At 70.4% G+C, this 21,757-nt stretch carries 18 protein-coding genes and 1 riboswitch; of the genes, 7 read left to right on the forward strand and 11 right to left on the reverse strand.

Going from position 1 to position 21,757, the window contains the following annotated elements:
• Window positions 1-6 precede the first annotated feature (6 nt).
• Entirely contained in the window at window positions 7-339 is a 333-nt protein-coding gene (locus BZB76_RS01740) for a YnfA family protein (protein WP_121432530.1), read from the forward strand.
• Between the two features lie 18 nt (window positions 340-357).
• Here the strand turns inward: BZB76_RS01740 and BZB76_RS01745 are convergent, their stop codons facing one another.
• The 3 genes from BZB76_RS01745 to BZB76_RS01755 all read right to left on the reverse strand — a co-directional run bounded on the left by BZB76_RS01745 (window position 358) and on the right by BZB76_RS01755 (window position 3,125).
• Window positions 358-1,035 carry an SUKH-4 family immunity protein gene (locus BZB76_RS01745; RefSeq protein WP_121432531.1) on the reverse strand — a complete coding sequence of 226 codons (678 nt, stop codon included), beginning with the start codon at window positions 1,033-1,035 and terminating at the stop codon, window positions 358-360.
• A 242-nt stretch (window positions 1,036-1,277) separates the two neighbouring features.
• Complete coding sequence (locus tag BZB76_RS01750; RefSeq protein ID WP_121433381.1) at window positions 1,278-2,096, reverse strand: SAM-dependent methyltransferase; 819 nt, start codon at window positions 2,094-2,096, stop codon at window positions 1,278-1,280.
• Between the two features lie 117 nt (window positions 2,097-2,213).
• The gene (locus tag BZB76_RS01755) at window positions 2,214-3,125 is read right to left on the reverse strand and encodes a helix-turn-helix domain-containing protein (RefSeq protein ID WP_246006699.1); all 912 of its coding nucleotides are present in this window, start codon (window positions 3,123-3,125) and stop codon (window positions 2,214-2,216) included.
• Between the two features lie 153 nt (window positions 3,126-3,278).
• On the opposite strand from BZB76_RS01755, the gene BZB76_RS01760 reads away from it, so the two are divergent.
• The 3 genes from BZB76_RS01760 to BZB76_RS01770 all read left to right on the forward strand — a co-directional run bounded on the left by BZB76_RS01760 (window position 3,279) and on the right by BZB76_RS01770 (window position 6,308).
• Window positions 3,279-3,692 (forward strand): ArsR/SmtB family transcription factor, encoded by a 414-nt coding sequence (locus tag BZB76_RS01760; RefSeq protein ID WP_121432533.1) that lies wholly within the window; start codon window positions 3,279-3,281, stop codon window positions 3,690-3,692.
• A complete protein-coding gene (locus BZB76_RS01765) occupies window positions 3,692-3,958 on the forward strand; it encodes a hypothetical protein (protein WP_121432534.1) in 267 nt (88 codons plus the stop codon). Before BZB76_RS01760 ends, BZB76_RS01765 begins: the two co-directional genes overlap by 1 nt.
• Before the next feature lie 193 nt (window positions 3,959-4,151).
• A complete protein-coding gene (locus tag BZB76_RS01770; protein WP_121432535.1) occupies window positions 4,152-6,308 on the forward strand; it encodes an MMPL family transporter in 2,157 nt (718 codons plus the stop codon).
• 67 nt (window positions 6,309-6,375) lie between these two features.
• Here the strand turns inward: BZB76_RS01770 and BZB76_RS01775 are convergent, their stop codons facing one another.
• Window positions 6,376-7,737 (reverse strand): M20/M25/M40 family metallo-hydrolase, encoded by a 1,362-nt coding sequence (locus BZB76_RS01775; RefSeq protein WP_121432536.1) that lies wholly within the window; start codon window positions 7,735-7,737, stop codon window positions 6,376-6,378.
• 112 nt (window positions 7,738-7,849) lie between these two features.
• Window positions 7,850-7,987: a hypothetical protein gene (locus BZB76_RS34495; RefSeq protein WP_170180471.1), complete on the reverse strand. Its 138-nt coding sequence runs from the start codon at window positions 7,985-7,987 to the stop codon at window positions 7,850-7,852.
• A 696-nt stretch (window positions 7,988-8,683) separates the two neighbouring features.
• Window positions 8,684-8,829: riboswitch (cyclic di-AMP (ydaO/yuaA leader) on the forward strand.
• A 3-nt stretch (window positions 8,830-8,832) separates the two neighbouring features.
• On the opposite strand from BZB76_RS34495, the gene BZB76_RS01780 reads away from it, so the two are divergent.
• Window positions 8,833-9,525, forward strand: a complete 693-nt coding sequence (locus BZB76_RS01780; RefSeq protein ID WP_121432537.1) for an NlpC/P60 family protein — start codon at window positions 8,833-8,835, stop codon at window positions 9,523-9,525.
• A gap of 255 nt (window positions 9,526-9,780) precedes the next feature.
• On the opposite strand, the gene BZB76_RS01785 is transcribed toward BZB76_RS01780, so the two are convergent.
• On the reverse strand, window positions 9,781-10,443 hold the full coding sequence (locus tag BZB76_RS01785; protein ID WP_211342774.1) for a DUF4360 domain-containing protein: 663 nt from the start codon (window positions 10,441-10,443) through the stop codon (window positions 9,781-9,783).
• Between the two features lie 486 nt (window positions 10,444-10,929).
• Between BZB76_RS01785 and BZB76_RS01790 the strand changes: the two genes are divergently transcribed.
• Window positions 10,930-14,670 (forward strand): multicopper oxidase domain-containing protein, encoded by a 3,741-nt coding sequence (locus tag BZB76_RS01790; RefSeq protein WP_121432538.1) that lies wholly within the window; start codon window positions 10,930-10,932, stop codon window positions 14,668-14,670.
• A gap of 185 nt (window positions 14,671-14,855) precedes the next feature.
• Window positions 14,856-15,290, forward strand: a complete 435-nt coding sequence (locus BZB76_RS01795; RefSeq protein WP_121432539.1) for a Fur family transcriptional regulator — start codon at window positions 14,856-14,858, stop codon at window positions 15,288-15,290.
• A gap of 41 nt (window positions 15,291-15,331) precedes the next feature.
• Here BZB76_RS01795 and katG read toward each other — a convergent pair whose 3' ends face one another.
• The 5 genes from katG to BZB76_RS01820 form a co-directional block, all read right to left on the reverse strand.
• Entirely contained in the window at window positions 15,332-17,560 is a 2,229-nt protein-coding gene (gene katG / locus BZB76_RS01800; RefSeq protein WP_121432540.1) for a catalase/peroxidase HPI, read from the reverse strand.
• A 31-nt stretch (window positions 17,561-17,591) separates the two neighbouring features.
• Entirely contained in the window at window positions 17,592-17,996 is a 405-nt protein-coding gene (locus BZB76_RS01805) for a Fur family transcriptional regulator (protein WP_211342860.1), read from the reverse strand.
• 82 nt (window positions 17,997-18,078) lie between these two features.
• Complete coding sequence (locus BZB76_RS01810) at window positions 18,079-18,918, reverse strand: glutamate ABC transporter substrate-binding protein (protein WP_246006700.1); 840 nt, start codon at window positions 18,916-18,918, stop codon at window positions 18,079-18,081.
• A gap of 25 nt (window positions 18,919-18,943) precedes the next feature.
• Window positions 18,944-20,389, reverse strand: coding sequence for a hypothetical protein (locus BZB76_RS01815; RefSeq protein ID WP_147449275.1), 1,446 nt, complete (start codon window positions 20,387-20,389; stop codon window positions 18,944-18,946).
• A complete protein-coding gene (locus tag BZB76_RS01820; RefSeq protein WP_121432543.1) occupies window positions 20,386-21,732 on the reverse strand; it encodes a vWA domain-containing protein in 1,347 nt (448 codons plus the stop codon). The genes BZB76_RS01815 and BZB76_RS01820 overlap by 4 nt, the downstream gene beginning before the upstream one ends.
• Window positions 21,733-21,757 lie beyond the last annotated feature (25 nt).

A 21,757-nucleotide genomic window follows, 5' to 3' on the forward strand; every position in this document is an offset into this window, starting at 1 on the left:
AGCGGCATGACGGTACTGCGCTCCATCGCCCTGTTCGTGCTGGCGGCGTGCGCCGAGATCGGCGGCGCCTGGCTGGTCTGGCAGGGTGTTCGCGAGCACCGTGGTCTGCTCTGGATCGGTGCCGGTGTGGTCGCGCTCGGCCTCTACGGGTTCGTCGCGACGCTTCAACCCGACGCCCATTTCGGCCGCATCCTCGCGGCGTACGGCGGGGTGTTCGTCGCCGGGTCGCTGGCCTGGGGAATGGTCGCCGACGGTTTCCGCCCCGACCGGTGGGACATCGTCGGCGCCCTGGTCTGCCTGGCCGGTGTCGCCGTCATCATGTACGCCCCGCGCGGCTGATCCGGAATCGGCCTCGACTCACCATCCCTCGATGACTTCCGGCCAATAGGCCCCGTCCTCGGCGGCGGGTGGATCGACGGACCGCACGAATTCCACGAGGACGTCGAGCCGGTCGAACAATTCGTGCGCGCAGGCGACCTCGAATGGATCGGCCGTGGCCGTGGGCAGTTTCCGGAGCGCTTCGGCGGCCCGCTCGAACCGCCAGCACATGTCCACGAAGAGCGAGACGGACGAGTTGACGAGGGACACCGGTATTAAGGGGAAGCCGAGATCGTGCCGCCGGAGAATTCCAAGTACGCCCGGATTGTGCGTCCAGGACTCCGGGTGGCCCGGCGGAGGCTCGACCGGGCCCGGCACGAGACGCACGGCGCCCGTGCCCGCCTCCGCGACGACCTGGCCGCCGCCACGGAACCTCAGCAACCCGTAGAGATCTCTACCGGGAAACCCGGGCCCGCCGGGAACGGCGTCCCTGAAGTCGACCTCGCTCTGCCCGTCGTCCCTGGTCGGCAGCCCAAAGGCGAGAAGCGCGTCACGGTCGGCCCTCGGTAACCGCCACCTGCGAATTCGGCCCGGGTCGGCGCACGCCCGCCCTTTCGCGGAGACGAGGTCGGCCAGCGGCGCCGTCAGCACCCGCTCGAATTCCCGGAGCGTCGCGGCGACCTCGGCATCCGCCATGATGTCGATGTCCTCGTCCATCGCGCCTCCATGGGCGAGCTCCGTAGCGACTTTCACCGCGGCCACGCCCCGGACGCACAGGCGGTGAGCAGGTACATTTCGACCTGTTCCCCGATCAAGCGCGGAGTCTAGCAATGCGGCCCGCCACGTTCGCGCGTTTCCGGCGACAAGACCGGCGACAGGACGAGCGGAGTCGCTCGCCCCACTCCGGCCCGCTTAAGAGCACGATGGAGTTCGGGCATGACTTTGCCCGGCGCGGCGGCTCAGGGCTTGCGGCCGACCGCGCAGTAGAAGTCCATGTCCCGGTCGGCGTAGAGCGTTCCTGGATCGGGACGCCACCTGGGCAGCGGCACAAGCCCGGGTTCGAGCATTTCCAGATGCTCGAAGAAGCGTTTCAGGCCCGCGGCGCTGCGCATGATGATGGGGGTGGCGCCGCTCTCGTTCCATTTCCGGGCGACCTCGTCCATCGCCTCGGTGTTGGTCTCGTTGCTGGGGCAGGCGATCGCCAGATGGCTGCCGGACGGGAAAGGCTCCAGGATCCGGTTCACGATCGTGTACGCCTCGTCGGTGACGCTGAACTCCAGAATTCCGAGCAGCGTCACGAGGACCGGCTGGGAGAAGTCCAGCGTGCGGGCCGCCTCGGCCAGGATCGTGTCGGGGTCGTGGAGGTTGGCGTCGACGAAGTCGGTGGCCCCCTCGGGTGAACTGGCCAGCAGCGCCCGCGCGTGCGCCAGCACCACGGGATCGTTGTCGACGTACACGACCCGGCTCTCGGGGGCGAGGCGCTGCGCCACCTGATGGGTGTTGTCCCTGGTGGGGATGCCGGTGCCGATGTCGAGGAACTGCCGTACGCCCGCCTCGGTGATGACGTGGCGGACCACCCTGCCGAGGAACTCACGGTCGGCGCGCGCCCATAGCACCACCTCCGGGATGGTCTCCTCCAACTGGTCGCCGACCTCGACGTCGGAGGGGTAATGGTCCTTGCCGCCGAGCCAGTAGTCCCACACCCGGGCCGGGTGCGCCACGCTGGTGTCGATCGAGATCTCCGGCTCCTGGCCGGGGACGTGCGCGTCGCCGGTCACGGCTTCGCCTCCCACGCGTCTCGGAAGTTCAGGCGACCATGATTCTGGCCGGAGCGTCGGAAATCTGCAATCAGTTCATCGGCGACGTAGAAAGTTGACACCGCCCGTTTCGTGGCGTTAGCACACCTCGTCGAGCAGCGCCACCAGTCGTTCCTCCGTGGCGGCCGGGGGAAGGGCGTTGACCGACATCCGGTCCAGATGGCGTTTGTAGACGGCCAGGTCGGCGTCCTTGTCCAGGTAGAGCGCGCTGGTCAGCTGCTCCATGTACACGACGTCCGGCAGGCTCGGCTCGGCGAACCGCAGCATCGTGAACGGCCCGGCCATCGCGGCCAGCGCGCCGCGGGACGGCGGCACGATCTGGAGGGTGACGTCCGTGCCGCGGATCGCGTCGAGCAGGGCGGTGAGCTGGGCGCGCATGATCTCCCGGTCGCCGAGCGGGCGGCGCAGCGCCGACTCGTCCACCAGCGCCCACAGCTGCGGCGGCGTCTCGCGTCGCAGGATCCGCTGCCGCCGCACCAGCACGTTCACCCGGCGCTCGATCTCCGTCTCGGACGCCATGGGACGGTCGAGCCCGAACGCGGCGCGGGCGTAGTCGGGGGTCTGGAGCAGTTCGGGGACGAACCGCGTCTCATGGACGCGCAGCGCCGACGCCGCCTCCTCCAACCCGATGTAGACCTCGAACCACGGCGGCAGGATGTCGCTGTAGCGCTGCCACCAGCCGGGCCGGTTCGCCCGTTCGGCCAGGCTCAGCAGCGGCTCGCGCTCCTCCTCCGCGAGCACGCCGTACAGGGTGAGCAGGTCGGCGACGTCGCGCTTCTTGAACCCGACCCGGCCCAGCTCCAACCGGCTGATCTTGGAGGCGGAGGCGCGGATGGCGTCTCCGGCGTCCTTGGGCGTGATGCCCCTGGCCTCGCGCAGCCGCCTGAGCTGGCCGCCGAGCAGGATGCGCAGGACCGTGGGCCCGCTGTCGGCGAGATCGTGCACACGGCGCCCGGGCGCCGGGATGCCCTCTGGTTGAACTGCGTCCACATCCACCCTCGCCGACCACCCTCACCATCCGTGTGCCACTGTGCGGCACGACCCGACTCCGGTCTGTGATGCACACAGTAGTACCGGTCCGGCGCGAAGAGGGCGAGTTCGGCTGGCAAGCACATGTTGACACGTGATAGTTTTTGTTTTCACATGGATGAAGTCGTTTACACCGATCTGACGAGCGGTACGGGCGACGAGCTGGTGCAGGCACTGTCGGCCCTGGCCAGCCCGCACCGGCTGCGGATCCTGGCCGCCCTCGGCGAGGGCCGCAGGTATGTGAGCGAGCTGGCCCGCCAGGTCGGGATCAGCCGACCGCTGCTGCGGGTCCACCTGAACAGGTTGGAGACCGCCGGGCTCGTGCGCGGCTCCCTGGAGGTCTCCGAGGACGGTAAGGCGATGCGGTATTTCGAGGTGGTGCCGTTCGTGCTGAACCTCAACCTGGAACAGGTCGAGGCATCGGTGCGGACGCTCACCCTCAAGAGCGTGGGCGGCGACGAAGCCGACAAGACCGGCGGAAAGACCGGCGACACGGACGGCAACACGGACGGTAGAAGGAGCGACTGATGGAGGACGACGCCTGGGGCATCCTCATTGGAGCCGTGCTGTTCATCGTGATCGGCGCGGTCGCGATCGTACTGATCTGGCAGGTGTTCGCGACCTGGCGCGCCAAGGCGCAACTCGCCCGCGAGGACGCGTACCGCAAGCTCGCCGAGCGATCCCTCGCGACCGAGATGGAGACCCGTGAGGATCTGCTGCGGATCAGCGAGAACCTCGCCGATCTGCAGAAGCGGATGGCGTCCATCGAGAGGGTGATGCGGGAGATCGACTGAACGCCCGTCCCCTCGAAGGACGGGCGGGCCGTCGGGCGGCCACCCGACGGCCCGATCCGGAAGCACTCCCGCACGCGACCGTTCTCGGTCCTTCGCGGCCCGGCGTTGGACGGCACATCCACGCCGCCGGGCCCGGACGGACCGCGCCGCCGCATGCGTTCACGGTACGTACTCCCAGGAAGGACAGCATTTCATGCTTCCCGACGCCACGCGAAGCGGCCCGCGCCGCGCGCTCGACCGCGTCGCCGCACTGCCCGCCGGACGCCGCGCCAAATGGCTGGTCGTCCTGGCCTGGATCGGCATTCTCTTCGCCGCCGCCCCGCTCGCCGGAAAGGTCGGGGACGTCGAGGACAACGAGACGTTCAACCTCGCCCGGGGCGCCGAGACGTCCGAGCACCACGAGTTGCGCAAGCGGTTCAGCTCCGAGGAGCCGATCCCCGCCGCCATCGTCTATGTCCGCGACGACGGCATCACCGCCGACGACCGGGCCAAGGTCGACCGGGACCGCAACGCCCTGGCGGCCCACTCCGCCGACCGGCGTGCTCCGGGCGTCCGTCCGTCATCCGACGGACGGGCCCTCATGACGACCGTCGCCATCCCGCTGACCGAGGACGGTTTCACCGACAAGGTCAAAGAGATCCGGGACCTGGCGCACGCGGGCGCCCCCGCCGGGCTCCAGGTGAAGGTGGCCGGACCGGCCGGGCAGGCCGCCGACGAGGTCGAGGTGTTCAGCGACCTGGACGCCAAGCTGATGCTCGCGACCGTCGCGGTCGTCACGGTCCTGCTGCTGCTCACCTACCGCAGCCCGGTCATCTGGCTGCTGCCGCTGATCAGCGTCGCGCTGGCGAGCCAGGTGGCGAACGCGTTCATCTACCTGCTGGGCAAGCACGCCGACATGCCGGTGGACGGCATGGGCGCCGGAATCCTGACCGTGCTGGTGTTCGGCGTCGGAACCGACTACGCCCTGCTGCTCATCGCCCGCTACCGGGAGGAGTTGCACTCGACCGTCGACCGGCACGAGGCGATGGCCGCCGCGCTGCGCCGGTCCCGGGGCGCGATCGTCGCCTCCGCCGCCACCGTCGTCGCGGGGCTGCTGTGCCTGCTCGCCGCCGACATCAACTCCAGCCGCGGGCTCGGCGGCGTCGGCGCCGTGGGGGTGCTGTGCGGGCTGGCCGCCATGATCACCCTGCTGCCCGCACTGCTGGTGATCTTCGGTCGCTGGATCTTCTGGCCGTTCGTCCCCCGGCCCGGTGAGCCGGCCAGGCAGGGACGGGTCTGGGCGGGCGTGGCCGCGTCGATCGCCGCGCGTCCGCGGACCATCTGGCTCGCCACCGCCGCCGCGCTGGTCGGTCTCGGCCTGATCGCGGGGGCCATGCGGATCGGCCCGTCGCAGGAGGAGATGTTCCGTACCGTGCCCGAGTCGGTGGCCGGTCAGCGGCTGGTGGCCGCGCACTACCCGGCGGGCTCGTCGGCGCCCGCGGACGTCATCGCCGCCGCGCCCAAGGCGGCGCAGGTGACGGACGCGGCCAAATCGACTTCCGGGGTGGTCGCCGTCCAGGAGTCCGGCCGATCGCGGGACGGCGAACTGGTACAGCTCACGGTGACGCTGCGGGACGCCGCCGACAGCGCCGCCGCCGAACGCACCGTGGAACGGCTGCGCGACGCTGTGCACAACGTCGACGGAGCGGGCGCCGTGGTCGGCGGGCCCACCGCGGAGGCGCTGGACGGGTCCGACGGGGCGTCCCGCGACCGGCTCCTGGTGATCCCGCTGGTGCTGCTGGTGGTGTTGACGATCCTCATCCTGCTGCTGCGCGCGGTCGCCGCTCCGGTGCTGCTGCTGGGGACCATCGTGCTGTCGTACTTCGCCGCGCTCGGCGCCGCGTGGCTGCTTCTGAAGGGGCCGCTCGGGGTGGAGGCGCTCGACAACTCCACGCCCCTGCTGGGCTTCATCTTCCTGGTCGCGCTCGGAATCGACTACAACATCTTCCTCATGCACCGGGTGCGTCAGGAGACGGTCACCTCCGGCCACCGGACGGGCGTGCTACGCGGTCTCACCACGACCGGCGGCGTCATCACCAGCGCCGGACTGGTGCTCGCCGCCACGTTCTCGGTGCTGATGAACCTGCCGATCACCTTCATGGCCGGGCTCGGCGCGCTGGTGGCGGTCGGGGTGCTGCTCGACACGTTCGTCGTCCGGTCGCTGCTGGTGCCCGCCCTGGCGCTGGACGTCGGCCGCCGCATCTGGTGGCCGGGACAGCTGGCCCGGCCCCGCCGCCGCGTCGCCACACCCGGTGACCTGGGGCAGGGCACGGCGCCACGGGACGAGCCGACCCCGGCGCCACGGCGCTGACGGTGGCGGGAACGGCGTCCACGGGTGGCGGGTCCTTCGACCGGCCTCCCGTGGGCGCCGTCCTGCGCTACTTGCGGAGTGCCACGTCGTACGCGGCGCAGCCGATCAGTTCGAGGGACACCTGGAGCCGTTCCAGGCTGAGGTTCTGGACGATCCTGTCCTCGGGGGTGTGGTAGAGCGGTTCGAGCTGGCTGGGCGCCTCGTTGCCGCGCCAGCTGAAGTTCCCCGCGGCGATACCGCGCTCGTGGAAGGACTCGTGGTCGCTGGAACCGCGGGCGGTGGGGCCCTGGACCTGGTCGACATAGCCGAGCCGGGTCGCGGCGGCCTTCACCGCGGCCGTGGTGGTGTTGTCGGCGCCGTCCACCGACAGCAGCCAGTACGTCTCCGCGGGCGGGTGGCTGGTGGCGACCATGTCGTTCTGGAAGCAGCCGGTGATCTTCTGCACACCCGCCTCGTCGAGCTGCTTCACGTAGTACCTGGAGCCGATCAGGCCGTACTCCTCCGATCCCCACAGACAGATGCGGATGTTCTGCCGGGTCTGCAGCTTCTGCAGGACGCGGGCCAGCTCCAGGCAGAGCACGGTGCCGCTGCCGTCGTCGTTGGCGCCGGGCGAGCCGGGCACGCTGTCGTAGTGGGCGCTGATGATGACGGTCTTGCCGTCGGGGTTGCGCAGGGACGACTTCCGCTCGGCCAGGACGTTGTACGACGTCAGCTCCGCATGATGGGTGACCTCGAAGGAGAGCCGCTTGGCGCCCGCGCGAATTCGTTCGCCGTGGTATCCGGCGAGGCCCAGCACGGGAATCGTGACGTTCTCCGTCAGGGTCGGGGTGAACGTGGCGGGCTTGCGCTCGGGGTAGGCGATCGAGCGTCCGTTGACGAGCAGCGCCGCCTTGGCGCCCGCGGCCTGGGCGGCCTTGGCCTGGTCGGTCTCCTTGCCGACGATGCGGTCGAACACGACGAGCTTGCCGCGTGCGGTGGCCGGGACCTCGACGACCTCGCCGACGTCCACCACGTCGCCCTTGAAGGTGCCGGTGGCGCCCTGCGGTGAGGCGCTGCACTGCCAGAGCCGCTCGCCCTTGGCGCGGATCTCCGCCAGGTACTTGTCGGCGACCGGAAAGGGCTGGAGCTTGACGTCGTAGCCGTAGTGGCGAAGCTGCCCCGCGATGTACTTGGCGGCGCGGTGCTCGGACTCGGTCCCGGAGATGCGCCAGCCGATCTCGTCGCTGAGCACCTTCAGATGGCGCAGTGCCCGGCGGGCGTCGACCCGGCAGACGACGGCCTTGTCACCCGTGCTGAGGGTGGGCGGCCGTAGTGCGCCGGGACGCTGCCGGGTCGTGGCGGCGGCACTGCCGGGCAGCAGTGCGACGGTCGCGAACCCGGTGAAGGCCGCGACCCCGGCCAGCAGGTCACGGCGGTTGACCTCGGTCATTGACGTCTCCTCGGGGAGATAGGGGTGCCGTCCCCCGGTCATCGGCATGGATCTCGGGGCCGTGGACGGACGGCGGCACCGCGAGGAACTGGTCCCCCGTTTCCCGGTGAATCTACGAAATCACCACAACCCGGACAAGAATGGCCAGATGCTCCGCAACAGAAACGTGATCAAGATCGTTGTTTTTGATCAGCGACGGCCGGGGCATCAACACATCCCCTCGCCCCTTTCCCCGGCCTGCGGTGATCATGCATCGTCCGCCGATGGACGACGCTCTCCTGATGATTCCCCAGGTCAGACGCTTGGAACGCTCCTTCTTCGATCGGCGACCTCTCGTTGGAATGGTCACGGGCGGTAGGCGAGCCGTCCACCTCGGCGGCCATCGCCCACTCTCATGTCGATTGAATGTTCTAGCGTTTTCGATGGGCGTGGCGTCGATCATGTGAGCGCTTCCCCGGCCGGAACGCCGGTGGGACGCCGCCCGGCGGGCCGACGGGGACCCGGGCCGGACACCGGCCCTCAACCCCGCGGGCGTGGGCCGCCGCCCGCCGGGACCGCCCGCCCGCCGCAGTGGGGTTGACCTGGGGCGTTGCTGATTTTGTCGGGGTTTGCCTTCTATTGGCGTTCGGAGTAGCTTGTCGCCCACCAAGGCGCTCGCCAGGTGCTTTGCCCCGCCGTGTCCGTTGGACACGATCGCCCCACCGCTCTGGTGGGGTGACGGCGCGCCCCACGCGCCGTCCTCAGGCGTCCTGCCGTTCGGGTCTCCCCCGAGGCCCGGCCGTCGACCCGGCCATGCGCACGCGACGAGGCGTGCGGGCGCCGGGCGAAGCCAGGACGCCCCCTTCACAGCGCACGACCCCCGGACGGGGCGTGCCCACAACATCCGCGCCGCTCTTTCGCACACGGGACACAGGGTCCCGTGCCGGGCCACCGTGCCCAGAGGATCGCAGCGGCAACGCCGAGTCCGCCATCGCGTGCGGAGCCGGGGACCCAAACCCGCATTCGGGGTGAATCGGCCTGCTCCAGGCCGTAGGGCGACTTCCACGCCCGAACCCGTCAGCTAACCCGGTAGGCGCCTGGAAGCAAGGAGAATCCTTGACCGGCAAGCAGATCAAGAACCGGCTGTCCCGCAACCCCCGCGCCGCCGCCATCGGGGCCTTCGTCGGCCTCGCCCTGTGCGGCACGATCACGGGCGGCGTCGTCCTGGCCGACTCCGACTCGCCCTCGGACTCCCGTTCCACCACCCGCTCCGGCGACGCCGTCGCGGCCGCCGGGCTTCTTCCCCCGAAGAAGGACGCGGCGACCGACACCCGCGAGCGCTCCGACAGGGCCTCCCGGAAGGCCCGCAAGCCCGCCGACAAGCCCGCCGAGAAGCAGGACGTCCGCGACAAGGTGATCGAGCGCGCCAAGACCTGGAACCCGGGCACCGACGATCGGGTGCGCTACAGCCAGACCAGGACCTACAAGGGCTACCGCACCGACTGCTCCGGCTACGTCGCGATGGCGCTGGGCCTGCCCGGACCGGGCCCGAACACGGTCGGCTTCACGTCGTCGAAGTACACCGAGCGCATCAAGATGTCGGAGCTGAAGAAGGGTGACCTCGTCATGGACGCGCAGGGCACCAACACCACCCGGCACGTCGTCATCTTCGAGAAGTGGGCCAACAAGGCCCACACCGCCTACTGGGCCTACGAGCAGCGCGGCCGGTACGGCACCGACTACCGCACGCGCGACTACGGCCTGACCTCGGGCAGCGAGTACAAGGCGTACCGCCCGAAAAACCTCTGACGAACCGACGCGCTGAACCCCCTACCGAGTCATTGCACCGAGTCAATGCACCGGGCCGCGAACTGAGCGACGCCCGGCCGGGCGGTCCCGGCCGGGCGTTCCCATGTGCATGTCCGAAATCATCTGCGCTACGTGAGCGGGCGACGACCAATTCGGCTCTAAACGCGTTCATGGGCGCCGTTCTCACGACGCCCACGAACACTCGACCTCATTGTCCGGGCACGCGCTGCATTGTGCCCTGGAACGGAGGTCCGGCTAGCAACGTTTCCAGGTCAGGTGGTAGACCGCGTTGGCGTTGGCGGCCTCCATCGCGATGAAACTGGGCTTGTCGCTGTTGCCCTTGGTGACCCGCAGTTGCGAGTTGATGTTCAGGTTGCGCTCCTTGTCGCACGGCGCGTACTCCCGCTTGGCGGGGTCGGTCCGGTCGCGGAAGCGCCAGGCGCCGTGGTGCGGGCCGTCCAGCTCGTGGCTGACGGTCTGCCCGCCGGAGCTGCCCTGGAAGTAGTAGAGCGTGCTCTGCAGGGCGGTGGCACCGGGCTCCACGTGCGCGAAGCCGTGGGACACGACGCCGACCACGGCGTACGTGTAGCCCTTCGGGGCGTCGACGTGCACGTTGATCTGGCAGTTCTTACGGAACTCGGTGGGCGGCGCGTCCCCACCGGCCCAGGCCACGTACTTCTGGTACGTGACAGTGAAGGCCGCGTTGTCGTGCGTGGGGGTCACCTTCGTGGTGCCGGCGGGGCAGCCGGAACCGTTGATGGTCTCCACTTTGAGGTTGACGTCCCGCGGCGGGGGCGCCGCGTCGGGCACCGGCTCGAACTCGGGAGCTTCGTCGGGAGCGGCCACGGAGCCGGCCCTGACCGTGTCGGCGCCGTTGGTGCCGACGTAGGCAACCGTCGCCACGGTGGGCACGAGCACGGCCGCACCCAGCGCGATTCCCAGTCGTTTGGCGTTCATCATGGATCGGGTCTCTCAGGGGGTTGTGGGGCCCCGGCGCCTTTGTCATGGCCCGTGTCTCGTCGGCCGTTCCGGCGGATTTACGGAGACAATGGCGGGTCGGGGCCGAATGGCGATCCTCTCGGTCCGGAGAATCTGCGGAGAGGCTATTCCCGACTCCGCTGAGTCGTCAACACCCTGGTATTACCCCTTATTCACAATTAACTCTGGTTTTGAATCTCTCTTTAAGGACGCAACGGGCTCGATTTCGGTCATGCGATCGGTGCGGTAGCGGACAGGCCGGGGTTGACCTGGCCGGATCCGGTCCGGAACCTCTTGACTGTCCGGGTCGTCCAACAGTCAACACCCCGCGAGGCGCGACCACCCCGCACACCCCGCACAGGTCCATGGCCGCCATGATCGGACGGCGGCCTCCGACACAACGGGAGTTTCAGGGGGAATTCGCAGATGCCCGTGACCAGGGTGTACAACGTCGTGGCGCGGCACGTGCCGATCGTCTACGACGCGCACGGGGACCACGACCGCAACGGAATGATCTTCACGCTCGCCGAGCACGAGACGGCACTGAACGAGGTCGAAAGCACCTTCCCAACACCGTTCCCCGACCCGGTGAAGCAGCCGGAACTGCTTCCCGAGCCGCACCCGCTGGTCCGTCCCCTCGTCCTGCGCGCCCGCGTCGGTGAGCGGCTGCTCATCCGCTTCCGCAACAGGCTGCGCCAGCGGGCCGGAATCCACGCCCAGGGCGTCGGCTACCGGGTGAAGGCCGCCGACGGGGGCGCGGTCGGCCAGAATCCGGACTCGGCCGTCCGGCCCGGCGGCACCGTCACCTACGAGTGGGACGCCACCGAGGAGGGCGTGTTCTTCCTCGGTGACCTCGCCGATCTCCGCGGCGGCGAGCACGGCTCGCAGGCGCACGGCCTGTTCGGCGCGCTGATCGTCGAACCCGAGGGCGCCACCTGGACCGACCCGGTCACCGGCGACCCGCTGCTGGACGGTCTCCACGCCGACGTACACGTCCCGGGCCGGCCCAGCTTTCGCGAGTACACGCTGTTCATGCAGGACGAGTCGCCCAACGACAACCCCGTCCTTCCACCGCACCCGCGCTACGAATGCGACCGGCCCCGGCCCCACACGCACTCCCCGGCGGCGGGCGGGGAGCGGCTGGCGCCCGTCCTGTTCCCCGAACACGACGACGACCACGGGGACGATCACGCGGCCGCGCAGGACGAGCACGCCGCCTCGATGATGCTCATGAGCTACCGCACCGAGCCCATGGGCTGGCGGTCGCTCGCCTACGAGCGGCTGCTGGAGCAGGGCGCGATCGACCCGGCGCGGGACGCGGTCGTCGGCGAGGAGCAGCACCACAGCTCCTGGGTGTTCGGCGACCCGGCCACACCGATCTTCCGCGCCTACGGCGGCGATCCCGCCAAGATCAGGCTGGTGCACGCCGGGGTGAAGGAGACCCATGTCTTCCACCTGCACCTGCACCAGTGGCGGGCCGTCCCGGGACACACGGAGTCGCCGATCATCGACTCCATCACCCTCGGCCCCCAGCAGGCGTTCACGATCGAGCCGGTCGGCGGCGCGGGGTCGGTGCAGGAGGCGACCGGGGACATCATCTTCCACTGCCACCTCTATCCCCACTTCCACTCCGGGATGTGGGGGATGTGGCGGGTGTTCGACGTCCTTCAGGAGGGCGCCGGACGTTACCCGGACGGCACGCCGATCGCGCCGCTCCGCCCGCTGCCCGGCCGTCCCGTCCCGCCCGCGCCCACGGCGGAGCGGCCCGGCTTCCCGGCGTTCATGGACGGTTCGTTCCCGCAGAAGTCCCCACGTCCGCCGCGCACGCCTTCGATGCCGGAGGGCATGGGACGGGAGCCGACCGAGCTGGAGCGGGCGGCGTTCGTCCCCGACCCGCAGCCCGGCGAGGCGTTCACCAAGGTGACCCTCGACCCGGACGCGCCGGTGCGCCGCTACCACCTCGTCGCCATGCAGGGCACCCTGCACTACTTCGAGAGCCCCGACCACGGCGACGACCACGGGGACCACGGAGATCACGGCGGCGGGGGTCATCGGGAGACCTGGCACGACCATCGCGGCACGTTCTTCGTCCTCCAGGAGGAACTCGACGCCGCGGGCGGCATCGAGAACTTCCGGCGGGAACTGGCGGAGGGCAGGAGGCGCGTCGAGCCGATCGCGATCCGCGGGCGCAAGGGCGAGATCATCGAGTTCACGCTGACCAACGCGCTGCCGCCCGGCTGCCAGGCGGAGACGGCGTTCGACGCCGTCCTGCCGTTCCAACCGGAGTGCGGGTTACACGTCCACCTCGTGAAGTTCGACCCGCTGGTGTCGGACGGCGCCAGCGTCGGCTGGAACTACCTGTCCGGCGCGACGACACCGGACGCGGGCGAGGAGGACCACGCGCGGTACCGCACCTGGATGTACCGGTGGTACTGCGACGAGGAGTTCGGCGTCGTCTTCTTCCACGACCATCTGCTGGCCAACGAGCGGCAGCGGCACGGGCTGTTCGGCTGCATGATCGCCGAGCCGGAGGGCGCCGAGTGGGTCGATCCGCACGACCACGACCGGGAGGTCCGCAACGCCGGGACGGCGGTCGTGCGCTTACCGGACGGCACCGCCTTCCGCGAACAGGTGATCCCGGTCGCCGACTTCGTCCCGCTGTTCAAGCACGGGCCCGGGGAGAAGGGCGAGCCGATCAACCCGCCGTCCTTCCCCGGCGCGCTCGACGACCAGGGCACCATGGCCGTCGGCTACCGGTGCGAGCCCCTGCACGAGCGCCCCGGCGACCCCGCCGACTGGTTCTCCAGCGCCGTGCACGGCGATCCGCGGACCCCGCTGCTGCGGGGCTACCCGGGCGAACCGCTCCGCGTGCGCCTCTACCAGGGGTCGCATGAGGAGCAGCACGGCTTCACCATGCACGGCATGCGCTGGCACGCCTGGCGCGACGATCCGCGCTCGCCGCTGCGCACGCAGCAGACCATCGGCATCTCCGAGGCGTTCAGCCTGCACATCGACGACACGCACAGCCCCGGCGACCACATGTGGGCCTTCTCGTCCATCGACGACACCTGGCTCGGCTGTTGGGGCCTGTTCCGTCTCCACGAGGAGCCGCGGGACGACCTTCCGCCGCTGCCGGGCGCGTTCGGCGGCGAAGGGCCGCCGCCGTTCGATCCCGCGGCCGCCCGCCGCTACCACGTGCGGGTCGTCGACCGCGAGATCCACTACAGCGACCGGCGCAGCGACCCGTTCGGCCTGGTCTACACCGTCGACGGGGCACCGGACGACGAGCCGCTCGTGCTGCGCTGCCGGGCGGGCGAATGGGTGGAGGTGACGCTGTCCAACGAGGTGGAGGTCCCGCCCGGACCGACACCGTACGATCCTCCGCTGCCCGCCCTGGACGAGCCGGCCGACCGCGAGGTGTCGGCGCAGGTGTCGCTGCATCCGGTGGGGCCGCTGCGGTACGACGTCCGTGACGGCGACGGCGCGTTCGTGGGCCGCAACGGCGACGGGACGGTCAAGCCGGGCGCCGACGTCACCTACCGCTGGTACGCCGACTCCCCCGGCGTGGTCCTTCTGGAGGACCGCGCCGACCTGCGCACCCACCGGCACCGCGGGCTGGTGGGCGCGCTCGTGGTGGAGCCGCCGGACGCCACCCCGAAGGGTCAGAGCTGGACGGGCCACCAGGCCGTGATCCGGCGCGACGAGGAGGAGTTCCACGAGCTGGTCCTGATCCTCCAGGACGGCGTCCGCCAGTACCACCACGGTGACATGACCCAGCCGGTGACCGATTTGGAGGACGAACCGGAGGACTCGGGGCAGAAGGCGTTCAACTACCGCAGCGCCCATCTGTACCCGCACCGTCCGTCGATGGCGGCCATCGGTCCTGGGACTCCGGTCCTGCACTGCCGTCCGGGCTCTCTCGTCCGGGTCCATCTGGTGGTGGCGGCCGACCGTCCACGCAACCACACCTTCCAGATCCACGGCACGACCTGGCCCATGGAGGAGCATCTGGACTCGCCGCGCGTGGGGGCGATCGGCGGTCTCACCAGCGGCAGCGTCCGCACCCTGACGTTCCGGGCGGGGCCGCCGGGCGACTACGCCTACCGGACGGGCGTGACGCGCTGGGCCCTGACCGAAGGTCTGTGGGGCCTGATCCGAGTCCGCTGACACCCACACCTTTCTGAGCCACTCCTCCCCTCCCCAGGCCGGTCGGCGGTCGTGTCGCGACCGCCGACCGGCCGCCCCTCCCCGACCAGGCCGCGAACCGGCGAAGGTGATCTTCCGCGCGCCGCGTAGACTTGTGTCAATCGCTGTGTTAGGCCGTTCGCGTCTGTGAGGGTAGGTACGGTGCCATGACCGCATCCGAGACCCCGACGACCGCCGAGGAACTGCGGGGGGTCGGCCTAAGGGTGACGGCGGCCCGTGTCGCGCTGCTGGAGACCGTCCGGGACGGCGACCATCTCGGGGTCGAGGCGCTGGCGTCCGGGGTGCGCGACCGTGTCGGGCACATCTCCCTCCAGGCCGTGTACGAGGCCCTGCACGCGCTCACGGCGGCGGGGCTCGTGCGCCGCATCGAACTCGCCGGAAGCCCCGCCCGGTTCGAGGGACGCGTCGGCGACAACCATCACCACCTGGTGTGCCGGAACTGCGGCGCGGTCAAGGACGTCGACTGCGTCGTGGGGCATCCGCCCTGCCTCGACCCCCTGGACGAGGCCGGATACCTGATCGACGAGGCCGAGGTCACCTTCTGGGGCCTGTGCCCGGAGTGCCGCCCGGCGTCCACCTGAACTGGTGAACCCCGGACGGCACCCCTGAACCACGCCGGAGATCAGGCGAGGTCGAACCGGTCCAGGTTCATGACCTTGTCCCATGCGGCGACGAAGTCCGCGACGAACTTCGCGTGCCCGTCGTCACTGGCGTACACCTCGGCGAGCGCGCGCAGTTCGGCGTGCGAGCCGAAGATCAGGTCGACGCGGCTGCCCGTCCACCTGACCGTGCCGTCGGCGGCGCGGCCCTCGAAGGCCTCGGCGTCCTCCGACGTCGGCTCCCACGTGGTGTCCAGGTCGAGCAGGTTCACGAAGAAGTCGTTGGTCAGCGTCCCGGGGGTGTCGGTGAAGACACCGAGCCGCGTCCCCTTGTGGTTCGCGCCGAGGACCCGCAGACCGCCGACGAGCGCCGTCATCTCGGGCGGGCTCAGCGTGAGCAGGTTCGCGCGGTCGAGCAGCAGGTACTCGGCGGGCAGCGGGTTGCCCTTCCCGAGGTAGTTGCGGAACCCGTCCGCGGTCGGCTCCATCGCCTCGAACGACTCGACGTCGGTCTGCTCCTGCGTCGCGTCGGTGCGTCCCGGGGTGAAGGGCACCTCGACGGTGTGCCCCGCGGCCCGGGCGGCCCGCTCGATGGCGGCGCATCCGCCGAGCACGATCAGGTCGGCGAGGGAGACCCGCTTGTTTCCGGTCTGCGCGGCGTTGAACGCCTCCTGGACGCCCTCCAGCGCGCGCAGCACCGCCGCCAGCTCGTCGGGGTCGTTGACCTCCCAGCTGCTCTGCGGCTGGAGCCGGATCCGCGCGCCGTTGGCGCCGCCGCGCTTGTCCCCGCCGCGGAACGTCGACGCCGACGCCCACGCGGTGGCGACGAGCTGGGACACCGACGGCCCGGACGCGAGAATCCGCTCCTTGAGGTCGGCGATGTCGGCCGGCCCGACGAGTTCGTGGTCGACATCCGGGACGGGGTCCTGCCAGATCAGCGTCTCGGCAGGGACCTCCGGGCCGAGGTAGCGCACCTTCGGGCCCATGTCGCGGTGCGTCAGCTTGAACCAGGCGCGGGCGAAGGCGTCCGCGAACTGGTCCGGGTTCTCCAGGAAGCGGCGCGAGATCGGCTCGTAGATCGGGTCGTACCGGAGCGACAGGTCGGTCGTGAGCATGGTCGGGTGCGTCCGCTTGGACGGGTCGTGCGCGTCCGGGACGGTGCCGGCGCCCGCGCCGTCCTTGGGCCGCCACTGGTGCGCGCCCGCAGGGCTCTTGAACAGCTCCCACTCGTAGCGGAACAGCGTCTCGAAGAAGGTGTTGTCCCATGTCGTCGGGGTGGGCGTCCAGATGCCCTCCAGACCGCTGGTGATCGCGTCCGGGCCCACACCGGTGCCGTGGGAGCTCTTCCAGCCGAGACCCTGCTGCTCCAGCGGGGCGGCCTCGGGCTCGGGACCGACCTTGTCGGCGGGGCCCGCGCCGTGCGTCTTGCCGAAGGTGTGACCACCGGCGATCAGCGCGACGGTCTCCTCGTCGTTCATCGCCATACGGCGGAACGTCTCGCGGATGTCGCGGGCCGCGGCGATCGGGTCCGGGTTTCCGTTCGGGCCCTCCGGGTTGACGTAGATCAGGCCCATCTGGACGGCGCCGAGCGGACGTTCGAGGTCACGGTCGCCGGAGTAACGCTCGTCCCCGAGCCAGGTGGTCTCCGGGCCCCAGTAGACGTCCTCGTCGGCCTGCCAGGCGTCCTCGCGGCCACCGGCGAAGCCGAACGTCTCGAAGCCCATCGACTCCAGGGCGACATTGCCGGTCAGGATCAGCAGGTCGGCCCAGGAGATCTTCTGGCCGTACTTCTTCTTCACCGGCCACAGCAGGCGGCGGGCCTTGTCGAGGCTCGCGTTGTCGGGCCAGCTGTTCAGCGGCGCGAACCGCTGCTGCCCGGACCCGGCGCCGCCCCGGCCGTCATGGATGCGGTACGTGCCCGCGCTGTGCCAGGCCATCCGGATCATGAACGGGCCGTAGTGGCCGAAGTCGGCGGGCCAGAAGTCCTTGGAGTCCGTCAGGACCTCGGCGATGTCCCGCTTGACGGCGGCGAGGTCGAGGGACTCGAACTCCTTGGCGTAGTCGAAGTCCTCCCCGAGCGGGTTCGTCACCGCGGGGTGCTTGGCGAGGATCTTCAGGTCGAGGCGGTTCGGCCACCAGCCCCGGTTGCCGCCGCCCTGCGTGGGATGCGGGGCGCGCGTGTGCGCGACCGGGCACCCGCCCGCGCTCTCGGCGTTGGTGTCGTATACGGGATTTTCCTTGCTCTCTGACATGTCGGTTCCTCCCAGGGCTGCGCGGGGTGGATCAGGAGTTCTCGGTGGTGGAGCAGCCGGGGCACAGGCCCCAGTAGACGACCTCGGCCTCGTCGATCGTGAAGCCGCCGTCGTCGGACGCGGTCAGACAGGGGGCCTCGCCCACGGCGCAGTCGGCGTCGGCGATGGTTCCGCACGACCGGCATACGACGTGGTGATGGTTGTCCCCCACGCGCGCCTCGTAGCGCGCCACGAACCCGGCCGGCTGGATCCGCCGGACCAGGCCCGCCGCCGTCAGCGCGCGCAACGAGTCGTACACGGCCTGGTGGGAGACCTTCGGTAGATCTTCACGCACGGCTCCGATGAGGGACTCGGTGTCGGCGTGCGGATGCGCGTGCACCGCTTCGAGCACCGCGAGCCGCGGCCGGGTCACCCGGAGGGCGGCCCCGCGAAGCATCTGCCGGAAGTCGGCGGCCGTGGACACGTTGCCCAGGCTGTCTCATTTTCTGGAATGAGTCAAGATTAGGAACGACTCTTGATCAGGCGCAGCCCTCGAACTGCGGGACGGTCGTGGCGACGGCGAAGTCCACCGCCCCGAACCAGGTGGTGAGCAGCGTCTCGGCGACCCCGTTCTGGTACATCTCGGTGAGGTACCTGTTGACGGCCAGGCAGCCCTTCACATCGCCCTTCTTCAGGCCGACCCCGTACTTCTCGTTGGTGAACGGTGCGTTGACCATCGTGGTGCCGGAGCCTTCCGCGATGGAGAAGCCCGCGAGGATCAGGTCATCGGTGGAGACCGCGTCCAGGCGGCCCTTGCGGAGGCCGGTGACGCACTCGCTGTAGGACCTCGCCCACACCAGCTTCGCGGCCACCCGGCGCTCCACCGTCACCCGCTTCCACGACTCCGATCCACTCACCTGGCAGAGCCACTTGCCCTTCAGATCGCTCACGTTCCTGATCGACGTGTCGCCGGTGCGGACGAGGATGTCCTGGTGCGCCACGTAGTAGGGACCACCGAAGGTGACCAGCTCCTTGCGCCACGGGGTGATCGAGTAGGTGGCCAGCACCAGGTCGACGTCGCCGCGCCGGAGGGCCTCTTCCCGGCTGTCGGACGTGACCGCGACGAACCTGATGTGCTCGGCGTCGAACCCGAGCCGGCCCGCGATGTAGGTGGCGACATCGATGTCGAAACCCTCGTACGTCCCGTCCGGTCTCCCCAGCCCCACGCGCGGCTGGTCGGTCTTCACCCCGATCGTCAGCCGGTCCTTGTCGAGGATCGACGCCGTGGCAGCGTCGCCGGTGGCCCGGTACACGACCAGGCCCGCGCCGGCGACGAGGACGGCCGCGATCACGACCACGACGTGGCGGAGTCCGCGCACGGTCCGCTCCCTTCCTGGTGTCTTGTCAGCGGTACTCGGCGAGCCGGGGCCACACGCCGGCCACGACCAGCGCGGCGATGGCCAGGCCGGACACGGGCAGCAGCCACGGCCATGGCCGCAGCGCCCGTTCCCCGCTCCGCACCGTGTGGTCCACGACGAGCTGGCGGCGGTCGACGAGGGCGCCGAGCCCCGCGTCGTGCTCCCGGAAACTGGGGTGCGACAGGTAACGCCACCGCGGGTCCATGTGCGCCTTGGCGGCGGCCTGCCGGTCACCGGCTCTGGCGAGGGTGCGGACGCGCCGGTCGTGCTCCTGGTAGACGCGGAACCGTGCCAACAGCTCCTCGACCGGCTCGCGCCGCCCGCGCGCCGCGGCCTCGGCGGTGGCGACGCCGTACAGCCCCTTGAACGTCACCCGCTGCCCGTCGGCTCCGTAGGCGCCGATCCGCTCGTTCAACATGGCGTAGTAGGACTCCAGGTCGGTGGCCTGCCGGATGTAGAGGATCGTCTGCGACTTCTCGAAGTAGGTCTGGTCGTACCGGTCGGCGTCGGCGGGGTCGAGGAGGGCGCGGGTGCGGTCGGCGTCGAGGCTCTTGCCGATCGCCCGCGTCCGCGACAGCCGCAGGACGGGGTCGAACCCGTCGTCCTTGGCCATGCGCAGGTAGTCCGCCTCGGTCGCCAGCAGGGACGCGGCCGCGACGGTGACGGCGGTCGTCACCAGGGCGGCGGCGACCAGGAACAGGCTGATGATCCGCCGGAAGCGCCTGGCGAGGTAGATCTGGAGGAGACCCAGCGTCACCAGCACGGTCAGTCCGAGCGCGAGCACCCAGGCCCGGCCCGCCCGCACGTTGGACAGCGGGCCGCCATAGGACTCCTCCACGGCCGCCGCGCCGTCCAGCATGAGGTTGTTGGCCTTCGGCAGCAGGTCCTCGGTCATGATCCTGGTCGCCGCCCGGTACTCCTTGAGCGCGGCCGGCGGGAGGCCGCCGAAGCTGTGGGGCGTCTCGGAGCTCCGCTCCATCGCGGCCTGCACGCGCTGGTCGTACTGGGACAGCCCGTCCAGCACGGACTGGACGGTCCGCAGCCCCACCGGGTCGTCCTGGGCGAGCCGCGCGGCCTGGAGCACGGCGCGCTGCGCGTCCTCGCGGCGGATGTCGTAGAAGTAGCGCGGCAGGCTCCGGGTGCACGACTTCTCGACCTGTTCGGTGTCGCAGAGCCAGCCCTCCTCCCCACCGGTCAGCAGCACGTTGGTCACCTGGGCGTCCATGTCGCTGAGCGCGAGGTAGACGTCGTTGGTGGCGACGACCATCGGGCCCTCGTCGTGGCCGATGGCGCGCAGGGCGGACCGCGCGTCCCACACGGCGGCGCCGGTGACGGAGAACAACGCCACCACGGCCAGCAGGACGAGGGCCGTCAACCCCTGGACGCGCCGCGGGACGGTACGGAACCGGACCAGTCGCCGGAGCACGCTCACTTCGCATCCCCGCCTTCGCCGTCGGTGGTCGGTGGTCGGGCGGCCGATTCGCTCGCCTCGGTGTCGAGGGCGATGATGTCGGCGGGGTCGACGTCCTTCCGGGGCCTGACCTCACCGGTCTTCGGGGCGACGACCTCGTCGAGGCGTTTGGACGTCCCCGTCGCGCCGGTCCGCTCGGCCAGCTCGCGTGCCCTGGTGAGTTCGCGTCCGGCGACCTCGTCATCGCCTCTGCGGAAGGCGTCCACTCCCTGGCTGAGGGAGTCGGCGAGTTCATCCTGTGTGGAGTAGTGCTCGACGGACGGGTGTTGGCCGGTCGAGCGGGCCTTGTCGTCCGTCCATTCGGCGAGGACGAGGCCCTCGGCCAGGGATTCGTCCGCCGTGCCGCCTGAACCCGGCAGTACCAGCGACACCCGCGCGGCCTGCATCCGCTGGTACGGCCTGCCGACGGGCACCGTGAAGCACAGGTGGTAGTCGCGGTTCTCGGTGCCCCAGATGCCGGTCGGGTAGTCGCCCGTCGCGGGGCCGCCGCCGTCACCGGCGCCGTCAATGGTCGGGCCTCTCTCGACGCGCTTGCCGGTGAGGTCGCGGCGCACGGGATACACCTGTTTCAGGAACCGCAGCGACACCTTGTCGGGCGTCCAGACGCGCAGCGCCACATCGGCGACCGCCTTGCCCATGGCCCGTCCGATCATCTCCGTGAAGTCGGCGGTGAGGTCGCGCGGATCGGCCACCAACCCGAACCCGCCCAGCAGCCGCGTCGCCACCTGTCGCAGCTCGGCGGGCTCCCAGTCGGCGCCGACACCTCGGCAGTCGCAGACGAAACGTCCGGTGCAGCGGGCCAGGGCGGCGTCGAGTTCCTCCCTGGTCTCGTGCTCGTTGCGGCCGTCGGTCAGCAGGACGGCGTGCCGGATCCCGTGCCGGGAGTCGTCGAACAGGGCGTTCGCCAGCGTCAACCACCGGCCGATCCGGGTGCCGCCCGCGGCCGTCAGCCCGGAGATCGCCTCCTTGGCGGCGGCCTTTCCGCGTTCGGACGCGCGGGCCAGCAACTCGTCGCGGGGATACACCATCGTCGCGTCACGGGACCCGGCGACGACGGCGAAGTCGACGTCCTCACGCAGCGCCTCCACCGCCGCCTTGGCGGCCTGCCGGGCGGCCTCCAGCCGTTCGCCCGCCATGGACGCCGAGGTGTCGACGATGATGACCTCCGCCGCCGAGGTGGACCGCGCCGCGTCCGCCGGATCGCTGCGGGCCTCGACCCGCACGATCGCGTGAACCTGGGTGCCGTCCACCGCGAGGTACGGGTTCTGGTGGATCTGGACGGCGAAGTCGGGGCGGTCGCTCATCGGTCACCTTCCTGGGGGCCGTGGT

Source organism: Actinomadura pelletieri DSM 43383 (assembly GCF_003634705.1).
Classification (GTDB): domain Bacteria; phylum Actinomycetota; class Actinomycetes; order Streptosporangiales; family Streptosporangiaceae; genus Spirillospora; species Spirillospora pelletieri.